The organism is Stackebrandtia sp. (genome assembly GCF_035643755.1).
Lineage (GTDB): Bacteria > Actinomycetota > Actinomycetes > Mycobacteriales > Micromonosporaceae > Stackebrandtia.
The window spans coordinates 1-16,461 of the sequence record NZ_DASQPW010000284.1; the positions used below are offsets into that span (position 1 = coordinate 1).

Sequence of the window (16,461 nt, forward strand, 5' to 3'; positions counted from 1 at the left end):
CAGGCGCGCGAGGCGGTCCCCGGCGTCGCTCGGAACCGGCCCGCGCGTCGTTCCCGCCGGTGGCTGCTGGTCGCGGCCGCCGCGGGCGTGGCCGGGGTGGGTGCGGTGGGCTGGGGCGTCGTCAACCGCCTCGACACCGCCGAGGCCACCCTGACGGGCGGGTCGCGGGCGCAGGAGTCCGCCCGGCAGGTGCGCACGCTTCAGTTCCGGCTCACCGGCTCCACGTCCTTGTCCACTGTGACCTATACGGTGAACGGCGAGCCGACCACGGTGAAGGACGTGAAGCTGCCGTGGCGGCGCGACGTCCCGATCCCTCCGCTTCCCGACAAGACGAAGTGGACCTTCAAGTGCCGGTTCCCCCCGGGCGACATCACGTTTCGGGTGTTCATCGACGGCTACATGACACAAAGCGGCAGCGCCGGTGCCTCGGGTACCGACGGCCACTTCGAGGCCAAGAATTAGGATGGTGCCATGGGCCATAACAAGGTCAAGCTTCTGCCGCAGGGGATCGGCGGGCTCGCCCACCAGCTTCCGCCCGAGCCGCCCGGCACCCTCTTCGTCCTCGGGGAGAACCAGGGAATGAGCGTGGGGCCCGACAGCGGCTTCCGCGTGACGTTCGGCCGCGACGCCGAGAATGTCCACATCGTCGTCGGCGCCGGGGACAAGCTCATCAGCCGCGTCCACGGATACATTGAGCGCCACGGCGAACAGTGGGTCATGTACAACGAGGGCAGGCGCCCGATCCGCTTCCCCCGCTCCCCCCTGCTGTTGGCCGACGGCTGGACGGTGCTGCCGCAGGGGTACTCGCCGCTGTTCGTCGTGTGTGACGAGCGCGAGCACCTGCTGGAGGTCCGCGTCGTGACCGCGCCGTCTCCCGGCGCTTCCGATCGCTACGCCGACAAGACCGTCGAGGCCCGCAAGTGGGATCTCGGCGCGGAGGAGCGCCTCGCCGTGGTGTGCGTCGCCCAGCGATACCTGATCAACGACCCGTTCGCGCAGCCGTTGGCCTGGGTGCAGGCGGCGGCGCAGCTGAAGGGGATCCATCCCAACGGCGCGTGGGAGTCCCGCAAGGTGGAGCGGGTCGTCACCAAGGTGCGCGATCGCCTGTCATCCCGGGGCGTGCCCGGCCTGACCCGCGCGGAGGTCGGCGAGCCGGTCGGCAACACCCTCAACCACAACCTGATCACCGAGCTGCTGGCGACGACGTCGATCATGCCGAGCGACCTGCACCTGCTCGAGGATCCCGCGTCGTGAGTTCAGGCCCCGGCCTTGGAGGGGTCGAGGGCCATCCGGATGGCGAAGCCGGCCAGGGCGGTGCCCATCACGGCGCGCTGCGCCCGCATCCACCGTGGACGCTTCCGCAGGAACGTCGACAGCGCGCCCGCGCAGGCGATGATGGCGCCGTTGACGGTCAGGGCGATGGCGATCTGGGTGAGGCCGAGTATCAGCGACTGGGCGACGATGTGGCCCGCGGCGGGGTCGAGGAACTGCGGCAGCAGCGACACGTAGAAGATCGCGATCTTCGGGTTGAGCAGGTTGGTCACCAGGCCCATGACGAACAGCTCGCGGTAGGACTTCGGCTCGGACGGGCGGGGCGAGAACGGGGAGTCGCCGCCGGGCCGGAATGCCTGCCACGCCAGGAAGAGCAGGTAGATCGCGCCGGCGAGCTTCAGGGCGGTGTAGGCGACGGGCACCAGGGTGAAGATGGTGACCAGCCCGGCGATCGTCGCCAGTAGGTAGACGAGGAATCCGGCCGCGGTGCCCGTCAGCGACACGAAACCGGCGCGGCGGTCCTGGGTCAGGGTGCGCGAGACCAGGTAGAACATGTTGGGGCCGGGGATGAGCACCATGCCGAGGGCGACGGCGGCGACTCCCAGCACGGCGGCGATGCTGACCACTGTGGAACTCCTTACCGAGGGGGCCCTGGGAGCCTAGATCCGCCGCCCGTCGCACCGCCAGCGAATGGGCGGCACGCGTGGCGCATCTCTCGGTGGCGCGGCATCGAGCGGGTGTCAGACCCCGGTGCTTCAATCGAGGCGTGTACATGGCGGTCGTGCCTGGTCACGACGCGGACGGCTGGATGTGCGCGCTGGATTCCGACGGCGCGCCCACTGGCGCGCCCCGAAACGTCGCGGATCTCGCCGCGGCCCTGCGCGAGATCGAGCGGCGCGACCGTCCCCGCTGGGTGCTGGCGGACGTCGCCGCCGCGTACCCGCCGCTGTTGGGGGCGGGGGTGCGGCTGGCGCAGTGCCACGACGTCGGCCTCGTCGAGGCGATCCTGATCAGCACCACGGGCCACGCGGGCGAGGCCCACCATCTCGACGCGGCGTACGCGCGGATGCGGCACCAGCCGATCCCCGAGCCGGCCGTCGCCAAGCCCGCCGTGCAGGACACCCTGTTCGGGGACGAGCCGACGGGGCCGACGCCGCGCGAGACGCTCGACGTCCTCGTCGAGGTGTTCGCCGATCAGCGACGCCGCCTCAACACGGCGGGCGCGCTGGTGTTGTTGGCCGCGGCGGAATCGGCCGGCGCCCTGATCGCCGCCGAGATGACCCACCACGGGCTGCCCTGGCGCGTCGACGTCCACGACGGCATCCTCACCGACCTGCTGGGGCCCAAACCCGTGCGCGGCATGCGTCCCAAGAAGCTCCAGCAGCTCGCCGACCAGATCGCCGCCGCCTTCGATCACCCGCTCAATCCCGACTCGCCGCAGCAGGTGCTGGCCGCATTCCGCAAGGCGGGGCATCCCGTCGAGACGACCCGCGCCTGGGAGTTGAAGCGCGTCGACCATCCCGCGGTCGAGCCGCTGCTGCGCTACAAGGAGCTGGCGCGGATCCACTCCGGACACGGCTGGACCTGGCTGCACGACTGGATCTCCGACTCCCCCGCCGGGCCCGAGTCGCCCGCCAAGCGCTTTCGCCCCCACTACGTGGTCGGCGGCGTGGTCACCGGCCGCTGGGCCACCGACGGCGGGGCCGCGCTGCAGATGCCCAAGACGATCCGGGCCGCCGCGTGCGCCGACGCGGGTCACAAGCTGGTCGTCGCCGACGCCTCCCAGCTCGAGCCGCGGATGCTGGCGGCCATGTCGGGCGATCCCGGCATGATCGCCGCCAGCCAGGACGACGACATGTACGCCGCCCTGGCGCCCACCTTCGGCGGCAGCCGCGCCGACGCCAAGATCGCGCTGTTGTCGGCGATGTACGGCGGCACCGCGGGCAACGCCACCGTGCTGCTTTCGGTGATGCGCCAACGCTTTCCGGTCGCCTACCGCTATGTGGAGGAAGCCGCCCGCGACGGCGAGAAGGGGCGGACGGTGTCGACCTGGCTGGGCCGCACCAGCCCCGCCGCGAGCAACCGCTGGTGGAACGCCCTGACGGGATCCGACGGCACCCGCTCCGCCCGCGACCGGGGCCGCTTCACCCGCAACTTCGTCGTCCAGGGCACCGCCGCCGAATGGGCGCTGTCCATGATGGCGCTGTTGAGGACGGCGCTGCGCGACGGCGGCCTCGGGGAGCTGGTGTTCTTCCAGCACGACGAGATCATCGTCCACTGTCCCGAGGCGCGTGCCGAAGCGGTGTCGGCCGCCGTCCAGGAGTGCGCCGACACCGCCACCCGCCTGCTGTTCGGACACAACCGGGTGCGGGTCCCGCTGGCGGCCGTCGCCGTCGACTCCTACGCGGACGCGAAGTAGGCGGGTGACCCTCCGAGCCCGGGTCACCCGCCCTTTATGGGAAGGAGTGGTTCGGCTAAAAGCCCGCGGTTATCTTGGTGAAGTCCCAGTCCTGTTGGTCGATGCCGCTGCAGTTGGACACGGTGCCGCCGCCCGGGCACGGGCGGTCCCGGTTCACGGCCCAAAACGCCAGCCGCGCCAGGCCCTTGTCCTTGGCCCAGTCGCGAATCTTCGTCCACGCCGCCGTGTCGGTGGTCTCCGACTGGTCGGACATGCCGTTCATACCCGAGATGCCCATGTGGGAGTACGCCGTGGCGTCGTCCCAGCCGTAGGCGGCCTTCAGCTTGTCGCGCAAGCCATCCGACGCCTTCTCGGTGTCGGAGGCGACGTCGGTGCTGCCGAAGTCGAAGGGCATGATCGAGAAGACGTCGATGTTGGAGTCCAGGGCCTTGGCCTGGGTGATCAGCCGGTCCCCGTACTGGTTGGGGCCGGAGGTGGTGGTGCCGAAGGTCGCGATCGTCGTGACGTCGGGGTTCTTCTCCTTCACGATCTTCAGCGCGCCCAGGATGCGGTCCTGGACCTCGGCGTTTTCCATCTCGTCGGTGTTCTCGATGTCCACATCGATCGCCTTGAGCTGGAACGCGTCGATCACCTTCTGGTAGGCGCCCGCCAGGTCCTCGGGGCTGGAGCAGCGCGGGCCGAGCTTGTCGCCCTGCCAGCCGCCGATCGAGGGCATGACGTCGCCGCCGGCGTCACGGACGGCCTTGATGGTCTGCTCGTCCACGCCGCCGGTGAGCGGGCGGTTGCCGTCCCACGCGGGGTTGCAGGTGCCGTCGGACAGCACGAACGCCATGGTGAACGCCTTGATGCCGGTGGCGTCCATGACGGTCTTCGGGTCCGGCGGGTCGCCCCAGCCCTCGAAGAGGTAGGGGGCGGCGGCGAGTCCGTCGGCCGCGAGGTTCGCCGAGGTGCCGGAGCCCGATGACCCTCCATTGTCGTCGGCGAACGCGTACCCGGTGCCGGCGGCGCCCACCGCTAGCACCACGGCCGCGCCGAGCGCCACAATCCGGGTTTTCCGTTTCATACGGGTGTCTCCTGTCTGGTGATGCATGGGCGGTACGGATATCGGACCCATTGGTAAAGAGTCTTTCTATATCCGCATGCGTCAATTTATCGTCACGCTTTCCCCGAGTCAATGCCCCGCGGCGGGCTTTCACCCCGAATCGGACATGTTTAAGGAGTGTTTAATGTTGTCCCGCAACAGATCACCGGTCGCCGCGTCGGCCGGAAAGAACGACTCGATCGCCAGCTCGGCAACGGTCACGTCCATCGGGGTGCCGAAAACCGTTGTGGTGCTGAAGAACGACAGCTCACCGGCCTCGGTCGCCAGCCGCAACGGGACCATCAGGCTGTGGGGCGGCGCGTGATCGGTCCCGCCGGGATACCCGCGCAGCTCGTCGCGCAGCGCGGCCAGCTCGATGTCCCCGGTGGCCTGGAGCTGGTGCTCCAGCCGGGACAGGACGTGGCCGCGCCACTGCGGAAGGTTGCGGATCCGCGGCGCCATCCCGTCGGGGTGCAGACTCAGCCGCAGCACGTTCACCGGCGGCTCCAGCAGCGCCGCGGCGCACCCGGCGACCAGCCGATCGATGCCCGCGTTGGCGTCGACCATGCCCCAGTGCCGATCCACCACGACGGCGGGAAACGGCAGGTGCCCGTCCAGGATCCGGATCAGCGCCTCGCTGACCACCCGCATGGACGGCTCGGACAGCTCCGACTCGCCGTAGGCGGGGGCGTGCCCGGCCGCCAGCAGGATGTCGTTGCGAAACCGCAGCGGCACCTCCAAGCGCTCGCACACCCGCATCACCAGTTCCGGGCCGGGCCGCGACCGCCCGGTCTCGACGAAGCTCAGATGCCGCGCCGACACCCGGCACCCGATCGCCAGCTCCTGCTGGGTGAGGTGCCGCTGGGTGCGCCAGTGCCGGATCAGCTCGCCGGCGCCGTGCCGGGTCGGGGTGGACGCGAGTGGGGTTGCCATGCGCCCCACCCTAAAACCCCGGGTAACGCCCCTCATTACCTGTCAGGTAATCGACGAGGCGCCCGCGGCCGGACAGTCTGGTGACGTCATCGCGAACCGGCGAGACCCACTCACAGGAGGAAACCCTCATGCACGACTTCGACGCCATCGCCGCGGCCTACATCGACGCCTTCAACGCCACCGACGCCCCGCGCCGCCGGGACCTCGTCGCCACGGTGTTCGCGGCCGACGTCAGCTACGTCGACCCGATGGCCGCCGTGACCGGCCGCGACGGGGTCGACGCCTTCATCGGCGCGGCCCACGGCCAGTTCCCCGGCTGGGCCTTCCGCCTGTCGGGCCCCGTCGACGGCCACCACGACCAGGCCCGCTTCGCCTGGAGCCTCGGCCCCGACGGCGCCGACGCCCCGGTGCTGGGCTTCGACGTGGTCAACCTCGACGCCGACGGCAGGATCACCGCCGTCCACGGCTTCATCGACAAGGCGCCCGCCGCCTGAGAAGTGTCCACTCACGACGAAACCCCCTGACGGGCGAGCCCTGTCAGGGGGTTCGATCGTCATCGACCTGGAGGCGATTACTCGTCCCCGAACGGATCACGGAGGCGACATCAGCTCCATGACGGGTGATCAGCCGTCGACCGCCAACACCAGCGGAAGCACCGACCGCGCCCCCGCCCGGCGCAAGAGACGTGCCGCGACCGTCAGCGTCCAGCCCGACTCGCGCACGTCGTCGATGAGCAGCACGTCGCTGCCGGGCGGGACCTCGAAGCCGACGGTGAAGGCGTCGTGGACACCGGCCAGGCGGCGGGCGCTGTTGCTGGGATCGGGCCGTGACGGCGCGCCGCCGCGGCGGGTGAGCGCGCCCAGGTAGTCCATCCGACCGATCGCGGCCATGCGCTGAGCCAGGCCGTCGACCAGCAGTGGCCGCGATCGCGACCCCACCGAAACCACCGTGTCCGGGCGGTGTTCCCAGTCCCAGGCCGCCAGCACCTTGATCAGCGCGTCACACATGGCGTCGTCGGCCTGCCCGTCCGCCGGGTCGGCGAACAGCGCCCGAAGTGCGTTGCCCCAACCGATGTCGGACATCCGGCCCAGGGCGCGCCCGGTCTCGGCGCGCTCGGCTTCGGGGATCTTCCCCGAGACCGGGACGTCGATGGACTTCATTCCGGCGGGCCACATGCGACGGGGCTCCACGACGATCCCGGGCCGGTTCAGGGTCGCGGCGGCGGCAGCGGTGGCGTCCCGGGACACATCCCCGCCGAAACGCGGCCCGGCGCAGTTGTCGCACCGTCCGCAATCGGCGGCGGTGTCGTCGTCCAGCTCGCGGCGCAGGAACGCCAGACGACATTCTCCTGTGGAGCTGTAGGCGAGCATCCGCTGCTGTTCGTGGCCGCGGGTGGCCTCAACGCGCTCGTACCGTTGTCCGTCGTACGCCCACGGCCGGCCGGTCGATTCCCAACCGCCCCGCACCCGCCGCACCGCGCCGTCCACGTCGAGCACCTTCAACATCATCTCCAGCCGGGCGCGGCGCAGCTCGACCCCGGTTTCGATGGCGCCCACCGACAACGTAGCGGAGGCTCGGTCCAGCATGTCGAGCACCGCGCGCACCTGTTCCTCGCCGGGGAAGGACAGGGACGCGAAGTACTTCCAGATCCGGACGTCCTCGCCCGCCGGCAGCAGGATCACCTCGGCGCGGTCGACGGCCCGGCCCGCCCGGCCCACCTGCTGGTAATAGGCCACAGGGGACGAAGGGGCGCCGACGTGCACCACGAAACCCAGATCGGGCTTGTCGAAACCCATGCCCAGCGCGCTGGTGGCCACCAGCGCCTTGACGTTGTTGTCCAGCAGATCGGCCTCGAGTTGTTGCCGCTCGGTGGGCTCGGTCTGCCCACTGTAGGCAGCCACCCGGTGTCCCCTGGCGCGCAGGTGATCGGCGATGTCGTTGGCGCCGGCCACGGTCAGCGAGTACACGATGCCGCTGCCGGGCAGCCTCGGCAGCCATTCGTCGAGCCAGGCGAGCCGCTGGGCATTGTCGTCGAGTCGCACCACGGACAGCGCGAGGGATTTCCGGTCCAGGCCGCCGCGCAGCACCAGCGTTTCGCGGCCGGAGGCGTCGGCGTACTCCCCCGTCAGCTGCTCGGCGATGTCCGCCGACACCCGGGCGTTGGCCGTGGCCGTGGTCGCCAGCACCGGAACCCGCTCGGGCAGTCCGGCCAAGAACGTCCGCAGGCGCCGGTAGTCGGGCCGGAAGTCGTGGCCCCAGTCGGAGATGCAATGCGCCTCGTCCACCACCAGCATCCCGGCGTTGGCCGCGAGCTTGGGCAGCACGTTGTCCCGGAAATCGGGATTGTTGAGCCGTTCGGGGCTCACCAGCAGGACGTCGACGGCGCCGGTCGCGACGTCGGCGAAGACGGCGTCCCACTCGTGGGAATTCGCCGAGTTGATGGTGTTGGCGCGGATCCCCGCCGACGCGGCCGCATCGATCTGGTTGCGCATCAACGCCAACAGCGGCGACACGATGACCGTAGGCCCCGCCGCGGCGTCGCGCAGCAGCCGGGTGGCGACGAAGTACACCGCCGACTTTCCAAAACCGGTGCGCTGCACCAGCAACACGCGCTTGCGATCCTCGACGAGTGCCCGAATCGCCCGCCACTGGTCGTCCCGCAGCCGCGCCTCGGGCCCCGCCAGCTCGCGCAGGATCGCCTCGGCGTGCTCCTTGTCAATGGCCATAGCGCTCTTTGTACCCCAGCCAGGTGACACGACCATAAGAGACTGAGCTGCCCGCAGGCCGGACCGACTAGTCACACCGACGCCGCACGCCGTGTTCGCCGGCGACCGGCCAAATGCCAAGGCAGCGATGCCGCCGGTCCGGACACGGCGTAAGCCCACCGACTGCCCGCGCTCGATCCACAATGCCCGGTTTCACGCATCGGCTAAGTCTTCAAGCACATGTCTCCTGTCGGACGTCTCAACCGCTTTCTCAATGGCGTTCACAGGACACGCCCTAGTCGGAATGGTGGTGCGGAGCCCCAGGTATCGAAGCCTCCGCAAGGGTGCGGTTGATCCGTCAGTTTCCAGCCCCAGCTGACGAGCGCCTGGCACGGTGAGCTGCCCTGTGAGTACGCCGAGGATGAGGGGGGCGGCGCCAGTGAGGACGAGGTCGGGGGGTCGTGGGGCGGTTAGCGTCGTGCGCAGCTCACCGTTGTTCAGTTCGATGAACGCGGGTCGGTCCCCACTGCGGACCTCGATGACGACCGTTGGACCCGAAGGTTCGGCGTCCTCGAGAAGTTGTGAGACGGGAAAGGTGAACCAGTGAGGGCGGAACTCCTCGTCACCGTTGAAGTCGGCCATATACCTTGCGCCGAAGTGTCCGAGCGCGCCGATGACCGGCTCAAGTTCTCTGCCGTCGTCAGTCAGGTGGTACAAAGTCGCGGCTACCGGCGGCGGTGCTGCTTCCCGTCGCAACAGCCCGTTCGACTCGAGCTGCCTCAAACGGTCGCCGAGCAGGTTGGTTGAGATGCCGGGCAGCCCGGTCAGCAGGTCGGTGTAGCGGCAACCGCCTTGGAGCAAAAGCTCGCGGACCACCAGGAGCGTCCAGCGGTCGCCGATCACATCGAGGGCCTTCGCGACCGAGCAGTAATGACGGTAGGAGCGCATCCCCCGACACTACGACAACCGTTACTTGATATTCAATAGCTTGCACTTGATTTTCTGAAGTAAAACCGGTATAACTCGGAGCATGCGCTTGAGTCCCCTCGTCACGTCGCCCACCCTGACCTGGGGCCGCAAGGCCGGAATCCTGGCGGCGGTGTACGTCGCGACGCTGGCGATCAACCTCGACGTCACGATCGTGAATGTCGCCTTGCCGACCATCGCCAAGGAACTCGACGCTGGAACGCGCGGACTGCAGTGGGTTGTCGACGGCTACAACTTGGCGTTCGCCGCATTGGTTCTGGCCGCGGGAAGCCTCTCCGATCGCTACGGACGACGCCCCGCGCTCATCCTCGGCCTGCTCGGGTTCGCCGCGGCGTCGATAGCCGGAGCGCTGGTCGACGACACCGGCGCACTGATCGTCGCGCGGTTCGGGATGGGTGTGTTCGCGGCCCTGATCTTTCCGACCACCCTGTCGGTCATCTCCAACACTTTCCGCGACCGTCGCCAGCGCGCGGCAGCCATCGGTGGTTGGGGCGCGGTGGTGGGCGTCGGCGTGGCTTCCGGTCCGGTGACCAGTGGGCTGTTGCTGGAGCACTTCTACTGGGGCAGTGTCTTGTTGGCGCTCGTCCCGCCCGCGCTGCTGGCCGCGTTGCTCGCGTTCCTGCTTGTGCCGGAGTCTCGCGAGTCGTCCGTGCTGCGGCTGGATCGGCGCGGCCTGATGGTCTCGATCGGTTTCCTCGGGCTACTGACCTACACCGTGATCGAGGGACCTGAGCGCGGCTGGCACAGCATGGCGACCCTACTGGGTCTCGCCGGGTCAGCCGTACTGTTGGTGGTGTTCGTGTTTGTCGAGCGCGCGGCCGAACACCCGATGCTCGACGTACGGCTCTTCACTGACCGTCGCTTCAGCGCCGCCAGCGCCTCCGTCGCCGTCGCCTTCTTCGCGCTCGCCGGCTTCATCTTCCTGATCACCCTGTATTTCCAGGTCGTCCGTGAATTCAGCCCGCTGTCGACGGGCGCACGAATCTTGCCCGTCGCGATAGCGATCGCGATCGCCTCCGTCGCCGGCGGCGCGCTGGCACCGCGGATAGGCACGAAGGCTGTGGTCGTCAGCGGGTTGGTGTCGTTCGGCACCGCTATGGCCTGGATCGCTGGCAGCATCGAAGTCGACACCGCTTACTGGTCGACCATCGTGCCGCAGATGGTGCTCATGGGTCTGGGCATCGGCCTCATCTCCACGCCTGCCACCGAATCCATCATGTTGGTGCTACCACCGACCCGCGCGGGCGTCGGTTCCGCGGTCAACGACGCCACTCGCGAACTCGGCTCCACTCTCGGAGTAGCCGTCATCGGCTCCGTTTTCTCCTCAGTGTTCGGGGCGAGCCTGCGCGACGGCCCCTTCGCCGCCACCGGACACGCGAACGAGGCAGCAGATTCGGTACCCGTGGCCTTCGGTTTCGCCGGGGCCGACCGCACGCTCCTCACCGCGGTCCAGAACTCGTTCCTCGACGGACTGACCATCGCGTGCATCGTGGTCTCCGCCCTCTGCTACGCCGCGGCACTCGCTGGCCTCCTCGCCCTCCCGGGTCGCAGGTTCCATGCCAACGCCTCGGTCGCCCCTCAGGAGGCCGTGCTGTCTCCTCGCACGTAGCCGACCACGTTGGGGCCACCCGTCACGCCCAACAGCCGGATGACGACACCGTCAAGTTCCCCGACTCCAACCCCCCGCGGAGTAGGCAGGTGCGGTCAACCGTTGCGAGACGATCTGTGCGACATGGTCCGCGGCGCTGGGAAACTCCAAGGCACCAAGATGGACTCTGGCTTGTGCGATCGTTCTTTGTGGCCCGGTGTATTCGACAACCTCGACGACCGCGATTCACCCCACCACAGGGTGTCGTCAAGCCAGGTGCTGTCGTGACCGTGGACGAACATCGGGCCGAGACCGGAGTAATCAAACGGCCTGGCATCGCCGGCGACGTTCACGGTGACACGCCAGGCCACGTCCAGGCGTTCTCGCCAGTCCTCACCGTGGTGGTCATACCCGTAGTACGGCGAGCAGAACCGCTCGATGCGCCACGACCGCACCTCGACCGTTCCCAAGCCGAGAGACTTCGCGAACGCGGCCATCAGTGCGTGATCGCCGTCTGCCAATCCAACGAACTCGCCCGCCGTGACATCGAAGCACACGGCCAGTCCACCGGATCCCCGCGAACAGGTGGCATGCCACAGGCGGTAGTTCGGTCGGGTGTCTTCGGGCGCCTTCATATACATCCTTTGGAAGTCTGGGGTTCGGCATCACCCCGACAGGTTGCGGACGCGGATGGCCGTGTCCCCAGTGAGTTTGGATTCTGGTTCTGGCCCACATTTGGTGGACATTCCAGTACCCAAACCGGGCAGCTCGGGGTAGGAGTTCGGGATTGTTTCGGCGTCTCGATCGGCGCGCTGACGGGCCCACTTCGGCGACGTCATCGTGGCCCCCGCCCGGTGGCGACTGCCCGACGGACTCCGCGACGCGGCCACCGACAAAACACCATGGGCAGAAGCGCTATGGGCCTGGCGCACCACCGCTCGCACCTGGGATCACTACCTCGAAGACCAATGCCTCGACCTACTCGGCAAACCTGACTGACCCACCGAGAAACTCTCCAAGCGACTCAAAGACCTCAATCTCGAACGCGACAAGATCAGACAAAACCTCGGCGGGGCCGACACCATAGACATCGAGACCGCACAAACCCGCATCACCGCGCTACCCAACCTGCTCACCCGGCCCCGCGACCTGTTCAAGACCCTCCCCGACAAGCTACGAAGAACCCTGACAACACCGTGCCTCGACAAGCTCTACATAGACGCAGACGACCCCGATACCCCGAATATCGCCCACGACCAGCCCGCCACCCGCACCGCACCCCCTACACGAACACCTCACGGCGGTCAGGGGGCTGCACGCGCATCGCGGGCACCAACACGAAACCCTGGACACCTATAAAAAGTGCCCAGGGTTCGAATACCAGTCCAATGGTCGGGCTGACAGGACTTGAACCTGCGACCCCCTCACCCCCAGTGAGGTGCGCTACCAAACTGCGCCACAGCCCGTGGAACCTTGTGCCGCCGATGTTCGAGGGTCGGCGACCTCGCATACTTTAGCCGAGCCCGTCGGTGGGCCTCAAGCGGGTATCGCCTAGCGGCGGCCGCCCCGGGCGTTCTTGCCGCGCTTCTCCCGCGCCTTGACGCTGATCGCGATCGGCGAGCCCTCGAAGCCGAAGTCCTCGCGCAGCCGGCGCTCCACGTAGCGGATGTATTGCGGGTCGAGCCTGCCCGAGGTGAACAGCACGAACGTCGGCGGACGGATGCCCGCCTGGGTCATGAACAGCACCCGCGGCGCCTTGCCGCCCCGGATGGGGTGGGGGTGGGCGGCGATCAGGGACGAGATCCACTGGTTGAGCTCGCCGGTGGGGATGCGTTTCTCCCAACCGGAAAGCGCCGTGCGCAGGACCGGGGCGAGCTTGGCGACGGAGCGGCCCGTGGCCGCGGAGATGTTGACCCGCGGGGCCCAGGTGACGCGGCGCAGGTCGCGGTCGATCTCCTTGGCCAGGTTGAAGCGGCGGTCGTCGTCGACGAGGTCCCACTTGTTGAAGGCGATCACCAGGGCGCGGCCGGACTCGATGACCTGGGTGATGACGCGCTGGTCCTGTTCGCTGATCGGCTCGGAGGAGTCCAGCAGGACCACGGCGACCTCGGCCGATTCGACCGCCGAGGCGGTGCGCAGCGCCGCGTAGTACTCGGTGCCCGAGGCCTGTTTGGCGCGCTTGCGCAGGCCGGCGGTGTCGACGAAGCGCCAGGTCTCGCCGTCGAGCTCGATGAGGCTGTCGACCGGGTCCACCGTGGTGCCCGCGACCGCGTCGACGACGACGCGGTCCTCCTTGGCCAGCCGGTTGAGCAGGCTGGACTTGCCGACGTTGGGGCGCCCGATCAGGGCCACCCGGCGGGGGCCGCCCTCCTCCTCGAGGTTGGCCTCGGGCAGGGCGGGCAGCACGTCGAGGATGGTGTCGAGCAGGTCGCCGGAGCCGCGCCCGTGCAGGGCCGAGACCGGGAAGGGCTGGCCGAGACCCAGGGACCACAGGTCGGCGGTGTCGGCCTCGGTGCGGGTGTTGTCGACCTTGTTGGCCACCAGGATGACGGGCTTTTTGGTGCGTTGCAGCACGCGGGCGGCGGCCAGGTCGGCGTCGGTGGCGCCGACGGTGGAGTCGACGACCAGCGCGATGACGTCGCCGGAGGCGATGGCGGCCTCGGCCTGCGCGGCGATGGCGGCGGCGCGGCCCTCGGCGTCGGGCTCCCAGCCGCCGGTGTCGACGACGGTGAAGCGGCGCCCGTTCCATTGGGCGTCATAGGGAATCCGGTCGCGGGTGACGCCGGGGGTGTCCTCCACGACGGCCTGGCGGCGGCCGATCAGCCGGTTGACCAGGGTGGACTTGCCGACGTTGGGGCGTCCGACGACGGCGAGCACCGGGACGGGCTCGGTGTCAGGTGCCGGCGGGGCCTCGATTCCGGGGCCGGGCTCGGTCATGCCGCCACCCGGCGATCCACCAGCTCGTGCAGCGCGGTGATGACCTGGTCCAGGTCGAGGTGGGTGGTGTCGACGATCACGGCGCCGGGCGCGGCGTCGTGCGGCCGGGTGGTCTTGGCGTCGGCGGTGTCGCGCCGGGTGATGTCGGCGGCGGTGGCGGCCAGGTCGGCGCCGTTTTGGCTGCTGCGGCGGCGGGCCCGCTCGGTGGCGTCGGCGGTCAGGTAGACCTTGAGGTCGGCGTCGGGGGCGACGACCTCGCCGATGTCGCGGCCCTCCACCACGATGCCGTGGTCGGCGGCGGCGATGATGTCGCGCTGGCGGCGGATCAGGTACTGCCGCACCTCGGGGATGCCCGACACGGCCGAGACGGTCGCGGTCACCTCGTCGCCGCGAATCTCGGCGTCGACGTTGACGCCGTCCAGCAGCGAGTAGCGGTCGTCCGGGACGGTGCCGAACTCCATGGTGGCGGTCTCCACCACCTTGAGGATGGTCTGCTTGTCGCCGAGGTGAACGCCCGACCGCAGCACCGCGAGGGTGGCGGTGCGGTACGTCGCGCCGGTGTCGAGGCAGGCGGCGCCGAGGTCGGTGGCGAGCCGCCGAGCGACACTGGACTTACCGGAGCCGGAGGGCCCGTCGATGGCGATCACTCCGCGGAATGCGCTCATGCTGGTCACGGCTGTTTTCTCCTCGTGTGTGGCGACCCTCATCTATGATGCCTGGTCGGATCGGGTTGTGGGTGATGTGGCGCGGGTGTTATCAGGCACGTTTGGGTATTTCACGTTTGGCGCCCGTGGCGGCGACCACACCGGCGACCAGTCGCGGGGCGAGGCGGGCCTGCGCGGTGAGCGCGCGCAGCAGCAGCGGGAACACCACCTCGGCGCGGCCCACCGCGGCGGCGCGTACCAGCTTGGCGGCGACCTTGTCGGGGGTGAGGGTGGGCAGCAGCTTGGAGATGGACGGCAGCCGCTCGGCCGAACCGGGGTTGTGCCGCCAGTATTCGCTGGACACCTCGCCGGGGATCACCTCGGTGACGCCGACCCCGGTGCCACGCAGGTCGGCGCGCAGCCCCTCGGTGAGGCCGCGCAGCGCCCAGCGCGCCGACGCGTAGCCCGCGGCCGACGGCCACACCACCCGGGAGGCGGGCGAGTTGACGTTGACGATCCGCCCGCTGCCGCGCGCGATCATGGCCGGCAGCAGCGTGAAGGTGATGTAGCCGGCGGCCAGGTAGGGCACCGCGGCCATCGACGCGAACTCCTCGGGGCTGGTCTCCTCGGCGAAGATCATCCGCCCGGCCCCGGCGCAGTTGACCAGGATGTCGGGGGTGTCGACCGCGGCGGCCAGGCCGCGGGCGCCGTCGACGGTGGACAGGTCTGCGGGGTGAAAGCGGGCGACGCCGCCGGCGGCGATGATCTCGTCGGCGACGCAGGCCAGGGCGTCGCCGTTGCGAGCGGCCAGGTCCACCTCGGCGCCGTATTTCGCGAACTCGCGGGCGGTCGCGGCGCCGATTCCGGTGGACGCTCCGGTGATGAGAACTGTGCTTCCGTTGATGCGCAAGGGGTTCCTCCCGAGGGTCTACAGGCCGACCGCTTGGTAGAGGGACGCGATCTCCTCCGGGCGAAGGCGTCTGACCGTCCCGGGTTTGAGGTTACCGAGTCTCACGTCCCCGATGGCGGTGCGCACCAAGCGATTCACCGGGAGACCGACCTCGTCCATCAGCCGACGGACGATGTGTTTGCGTCCCTCGTGGACGACGACCTCCACCAGCGCCTGCTCCCCGAACTCGTCGATCACCTTGAAGCTGTCGACGGTGACCGGGCCGTCCTCCAGGGTGACGCCGGAGGCGAGGCGGCGGGCGATGGCGGGACCGGCGAAGCCGGTGACCTGGCAGCGGTAGGTCTTGGGGATCTCCCAGGACGGGTGGGCCAGCCGGTTGCCCAGCTCGCCGTCGTTGGTGAGCAGCAGCAGGCCCTCGGAGTCGGTGTCGAGGCGTCCGACGTGGAACACCCGCTCCGACAACCCGGAGGTGAACTCGACCAGTCCCGGTCGGCCCTTCTCGTCGTCCATGGTGGACACGATGCCGCGGGGCTTGTTGAGCGCGTAGTGGACGGTGCGCACGTCGGTGATCACCCGGTCGCCGTCGACGTGGATGACGGCCTCGGGCCGGACCCGGCGGCCCAGCACCGCGACCTCGCCGTCCACGGTGACCCGCCCGGCGGCGATCAGCTCCTCGCAGGCGCGCCGCGAACCGACCCCGGCCGAGGCCAGCACCTTCTGCAGGCGGATGCCGTCGGTCTCAGTCGCCATTTCCTTCTCCGATCTCGCTGACGTTGTCGGGCAGGAAGGGCGCCAGCGGCGGCAGTTCCGTGGTGGAGTTGATGCCCAGCTTCTCCAGGAACAGCGAGGTGGTGCGGTACAGGTTGGCGCCCGAGTCGGGCTCGGTGCCGCATTCCTCGATGAGCCCGCGGGTGGTGAGGGTGCGGATCACCCCGTCGCAGTTGACGCCGCGGATCGCCGAGATCCGGCCCCGGGTGACGGGTTG

At 69.3% G+C, this 16,461-nt stretch carries 15 protein-coding genes, 1 tRNA gene and 1 pseudogene; 5 read left to right on the forward strand and 12 right to left on the reverse strand.

The genetic code is table 11. From position 1 onward, the window contains the following. The coding region (locus VE172_RS22205; RefSeq protein WP_324804190.1) for a hypothetical protein at positions 1-462 on the forward strand (462 nt) is incomplete at its 5' end. Between the two features lie 9 nt (positions 463-471). Beyond that, a complete protein-coding gene (locus VE172_RS22210; protein WP_324804191.1) occupies positions 472-1,254 on the forward strand; it encodes an FHA domain-containing protein in 783 nt (260 codons plus the stop codon). A 2-nt stretch (positions 1,255-1,256) separates the two neighbouring features. On the opposite strand, the gene VE172_RS22215 is transcribed toward VE172_RS22210, so the two are convergent. Beyond that, positions 1,257-1,898 carry a LysE family translocator gene (locus tag VE172_RS22215; protein WP_324804192.1) on the reverse strand — a complete coding sequence of 214 codons (642 nt, stop codon included), beginning with the start codon at positions 1,896-1,898 and terminating at the stop codon, positions 1,257-1,259. A gap of 146 nt (positions 1,899-2,044) precedes the next feature. On the opposite strand from VE172_RS22215, the gene VE172_RS22220 reads away from it, so the two are divergent. Continuing rightward, positions 2,045-3,691, forward strand: coding sequence for a bifunctional 3'-5' exonuclease/DNA polymerase (locus tag VE172_RS22220; RefSeq protein ID WP_324804193.1), 1,647 nt, complete (start codon positions 2,045-2,047; stop codon positions 3,689-3,691). 55 nt (positions 3,692-3,746) lie between these two features. Here the strand turns inward: VE172_RS22220 and VE172_RS22225 are convergent. After that, a pseudogene (locus VE172_RS22225) lies at positions 3,747-4,724 on the reverse strand (chitinase); the annotation flags it as partial. A gap of 159 nt (positions 4,725-4,883) precedes the next feature. Beyond that, complete coding sequence (locus VE172_RS22230; protein ID WP_324804195.1) at positions 4,884-5,705, reverse strand: helix-turn-helix domain-containing protein; 822 nt, start codon at positions 5,703-5,705, stop codon at positions 4,884-4,886. A gap of 128 nt (positions 5,706-5,833) precedes the next feature. On the opposite strand from VE172_RS22230, the gene VE172_RS22235 reads away from it, so the two are divergent. After that, a complete protein-coding gene (locus VE172_RS22235; RefSeq protein ID WP_324804196.1) occupies positions 5,834-6,199 on the forward strand; it encodes a nuclear transport factor 2 family protein in 366 nt (121 codons plus the stop codon). A 129-nt stretch (positions 6,200-6,328) separates the two neighbouring features. Here VE172_RS22235 and VE172_RS22240 read toward each other — a convergent pair whose 3' ends face one another. Both VE172_RS22240 and VE172_RS22245 read right to left on the reverse strand, forming a co-directional pair. Then, on the reverse strand, positions 6,329-8,431 hold the full coding sequence (locus VE172_RS22240) for a RecQ family ATP-dependent DNA helicase (protein WP_324804197.1): 2,103 nt from the start codon (positions 8,429-8,431) through the stop codon (positions 6,329-6,331). A 192-nt stretch (positions 8,432-8,623) separates the two neighbouring features. Next, positions 8,624-9,358: a winged helix-turn-helix transcriptional regulator gene (locus VE172_RS22245; RefSeq protein WP_324804198.1), complete on the reverse strand. Its 735-nt coding sequence runs from the start codon at positions 9,356-9,358 to the stop codon at positions 8,624-8,626. A gap of 82 nt (positions 9,359-9,440) precedes the next feature. Between VE172_RS22245 and VE172_RS22250 the strand changes: the two genes are divergently transcribed. Beyond that, positions 9,441-11,006, forward strand: a complete 1,566-nt coding sequence (locus VE172_RS22250) for an MFS transporter (RefSeq protein WP_324804199.1) — start codon at positions 9,441-9,443, stop codon at positions 11,004-11,006. A gap of 95 nt (positions 11,007-11,101) precedes the next feature. Here the strand turns inward: VE172_RS22250 and VE172_RS22255 are convergent, their stop codons facing one another. The 7 genes from VE172_RS22255 to scpB form a co-directional block, all read right to left on the reverse strand. Further along, entirely contained in the window at positions 11,102-11,620 is a 519-nt protein-coding gene (locus VE172_RS22255; protein ID WP_324804200.1) for a hypothetical protein, read from the reverse strand. A gap of 754 nt (positions 11,621-12,374) precedes the next feature. Further along, a tRNA-Pro gene (locus tag VE172_RS22260) sits at positions 12,375-12,451 on the reverse strand. Positions 12,452-12,536: 85 nt separating this feature from the next. After that, positions 12,537-13,922 (reverse strand): ribosome biogenesis GTPase Der, encoded by a 1,386-nt coding sequence (gene der / locus VE172_RS22265; RefSeq protein WP_324804201.1) that lies wholly within the window; start codon positions 13,920-13,922, stop codon positions 12,537-12,539. Further along, positions 13,919-14,587 carry a (d)CMP kinase gene (gene cmk, locus VE172_RS22270; protein WP_324804205.1) on the reverse strand — a complete coding sequence of 223 codons (669 nt, stop codon included), beginning with the start codon at positions 14,585-14,587 and terminating at the stop codon, positions 13,919-13,921. The genes der and cmk overlap by 4 nt, the downstream gene beginning before the upstream one ends. A gap of 91 nt (positions 14,588-14,678) precedes the next feature. Further along, complete coding sequence (locus tag VE172_RS22275) at positions 14,679-15,476, reverse strand: SDR family NAD(P)-dependent oxidoreductase (protein ID WP_324804202.1); 798 nt, start codon at positions 15,474-15,476, stop codon at positions 14,679-14,681. An 18-nt stretch (positions 15,477-15,494) separates the two neighbouring features. Continuing rightward, on the reverse strand, positions 15,495-16,226 hold the full coding sequence (locus VE172_RS22280; RefSeq protein ID WP_324804203.1) for a pseudouridine synthase: 732 nt from the start codon (positions 16,224-16,226) through the stop codon (positions 15,495-15,497). Next, the coding region (gene scpB / locus VE172_RS22285) for an SMC-Scp complex subunit ScpB (protein ID WP_324804204.1) at positions 16,216-16,461 on the reverse strand (246 nt) is incomplete at its 5' end. The genes VE172_RS22280 and scpB, both read right to left, overlap by 11 nt.